Origin of the sequence: Acinetobacter sp. YH16038, from assembly GCF_013417275.1 — a bacterium.
Classification (GTDB): domain Bacteria; phylum Pseudomonadota; class Gammaproteobacteria; order Pseudomonadales; family Moraxellaceae; genus Acinetobacter.
The window spans coordinates 1-3286 of the sequence record NZ_VPEG01000068.1; the positions used below are offsets into that span (position 1 = coordinate 1).

Here is a 3286-nt window from a genome sequence, read left to right on the forward strand (position 1 = left end):
AACTGAGTGATTGGTTGATTATGTTGTTTATCCTACTTGTAGGGATGAACGACTGTTTGGGGTTGTATAGTCAAGTAATTAAGTGCATGTGGTGGATGCCTTGGCAGTCAGAGGCGAAGAAAGACGTGATAGCCTGCGAAAAGCTCCGGGGAGGCGGCAAATATCCTGTGATCCGGAGATGTCTGAATGGGGAAACCCACCGGCTATAAGGTCGGTATCATAAACTGAATACATAGGTTTATGAGGCGAACGCGGAGAAGTGAAACATCTCAGTATCCGTAGGAAAAGAAATCAATTGAGATTCCCTCAGTAGCGGCGAGCGAAAGGGGAACAGCCCATTAAGTCATATCAGTTTTAGTGGAATGCTCTGGGAAGTGCAACCATAGTGGGTGATAGTCCTGTACACGAAAGGGCTGATATGATGATGTCGAGTAGGGCGAGGCACGTGAAACCTTGTCTGAATATAGGGGGACCATCCTCTAAGGCTAAATACTCCTGACTGACCGATAGTGAACCAGTACCGTGAGGGAAAGGCGAAAAGAACCCCTGTGAGGGGAGTGAAATAGATCCTGAAACCGCATGCATACAAGCAGTGGGAGCCACTTCGTGTGGTGACTGCGTACCTTTTGTATAATGGGTCAGCGACTTATATTCAGTAGCGAGGTTAACCGAATAGGGGAGCCGTAGAGAAATCGAGTCTTAATAGGGCGTTTAGTTGCTGGGTATAGACCCGAAACCGGGTGATCTATCCATGAGCAGGTTGAAGGTTGGGTAACACTAACTGGAGGACCGAACCCACTGTCGTTGAAAAGCCAGGGGATGACTTGTGGATAGGGGTGAAAGGCTAATCAAACTCGGTGATAGCTGGTTCTCCCCGAAAGCTATTTAGGTAGCGCCTCGGACGAATACCATTGGGGGTAGAGCACTGTTTCGGCTAGGGGGTCATCCCGACTTACCAAACCGATGCAAACTCCGAATACCAATGAGTACTATCCGGGAGACAGACTGCGGGTGCTAACGTCCGTAGTCAAGAGGAAAACAATCCAGACCGCCAGCTAAGGTCCCTAAATCATAGTTAAGTGGGAAACGATGTGGGAAGGCATAGACAGCTAGGAGGTTGGCTTAGAAGCAGCCACCCTTTAAAGAAAGCGTAATAGCTCACTAGTCGAGTCGGCCTGCGCGGAAGATGTAACGGGGCTAAAACTATGTACCGAAGCTGCGGATTTGCAATTTATTGCAAGTGGTAGGGGAGCGTTCTGTAAGCCGATGAAGGTGTGTTGAGAAGCATGCTGGAGGTATCAGAAGTGCGAATGCTGACGTGAGTAACGACAAAACGGGTGAAAAACCCGTTCGCTGAAAGACCAAGGGTTCCAGTCCAACGTTAATCGGGGCTGGGTGAGTCGACCCCTAAGGCGAGGCCGAGAGGCGTAGTCGATGGGAAATTGGTTAATATTCCAATACTTCAGTGTAATGCGATGAGAGGACGGAGAAGGTTAAGTCAGCCTGGCGTTGGTTGTCCAGGTGGAAGACTGTAGGCATGCATCTTAGGCAAATCCGGGGTGCTCTATGCTGAGAGTTGATAGCAAGCCAGTTTACTGGTGAAGTGGCTGATACCATACTTCCAGGAAAAGTCTCTAAGCTTCAGTTACACTGGAATCGTACCCGAAACCGACACAGGTGGTCAGGTCGAGTAGACCAAAGCGCTTGAGAGAACTCTGCTGAAGGAACTAGGCAAAATGGTACCGTAACTTCGGGAGAAGGTACGCTGCCGGCGGTGATAGGACTTGCTCCTTGAGCTGTTGGCAGCCTCAGAAACCAGGCCGCTGCAACTGTTTATTAAAAACATAGCACTCTGCAAACACGAAAGTGGACGTATAGGGTGTGATGCCTGCCCGGTGCTGGAAGGTTAATTGATGGGGTTAGCGTAAGCGAAGCTCTTGATCGAAGCCCCAGTAAACGGCGGCCGTAACTATAACGGTCCTAAGGTAGCGAAATTCCTTGTCGGGTAAGTTCCGACCTGCACGAATGGCATAATGATGGCGGCGCTGTCTCCAGCAGAGGCTCAGTGAAATCGAATTCGCCGTGAAGATGCGGTGTACCCGCGGCTAGACGGAAAGACCCCGTGAACCTTTACTGCAGCTTGACATTGAACTTTGATCTTACTTGTGTAGGATAGGTGGGAGGCTTTGAAGTGGTGACGCTAGTTGCCATGGAGCCGTCCTTGAAATACCACCCTGGTAATATTGAGGTTCTAACTCTGCTCCCTGATCGGGAGCGAGGACCATGTCTGGTGGGTAGTTTGACTGGGGCGGTCTCCTCCTAAAGAGTAACGGAGGAGTACGAAGGTGCGCTCAGCGTGGTCGGAAATCACGCGTAGAGTATAAAGGCAAAAGCGCGCTTAACTGCGAGACCCACAAGTCGAGCAGGTACGAAAGTAGGTCTTAGTGATCCGGTGGTTCTGTATGGAAGGGCCATCGCTCAACGGATAAAAGGTACTCTGGGGATAACAGGCTGATACCGCCCAAGAGTTCATATCGACGGCGGTGTTTGGCACCTCGATGTCGGCTCATCTCATCCTGGGGCTGAAGCAGGTCCCAAGGGTATGGCTGTTCGCCATTTAAAGAGGTACGCGAGCTGGGTTTAGAACGTCGTGAGACAGTTCGGTCCCTATCTACCGTGGGCGCTGGAAATTTGAGAGGATCTGCTCCTAGTACGAGAGGACCAGAGTGGACGAACCTCTGGTGTACCGGTTGTGACGCCAGTCGCATCGCCGGGTAGCTATGTTCGGAAGGGATAACCGCTGAAAGCATCTAAGCGGGAAGCCTACCTCAAGATAAGATTTCCCTAGGACTTTATGTCCTCTAAAGAGCCGTTGAAGACTACGACGTTGATAGGTTGGATGTGGAAGTGCAGTGATGCATGAAGCTGACCAATACTAATTGCTCGTGAGGCTTGACTATACAACACCCAAGCAGTTGTATATAAAGCATCAATTGATTTCATATTGATCTAACGATCAGACGAAAACTTGATTTAGTTAAGCTAATCGGACAAACTACTGCGACTCAGATACATCTGTTAATACATTCTATTTGAAGAAAGCTAGGCAAACGAAGCGCAAGCAACGTAGATAAGACCATAGCGAGTAAGCATACCAGTTGTGCTGGCGACCATAGCAAGAGTGAACCACCTGATCCCTTCCCGAACTCAGAAGTGAAACCTCTTAGCGCTGATGGTAGTGTGGGGTCTCCCATGTGAGAGTAAGTCATCGCCAGCTCATTATTCC

General features: G+C 49.7%; 2 rRNA genes. Both read left to right on the plus strand.

Features of this window, described 5'->3' with window-relative positions:
* The first annotated feature begins 68 nt into the window (after window positions 1–68).
* Window positions 69–2960, plus strand: a 23S ribosomal RNA gene (locus FTV34_RS16030).
* A gap of 202 nt (window positions 2961–3162) precedes the next feature.
* A 5S ribosomal RNA gene (rrf, locus tag FTV34_RS16035) occupies window positions 3163–3277 on the plus strand.
* Window positions 3278–3286 lie beyond the last annotated feature (9 nt).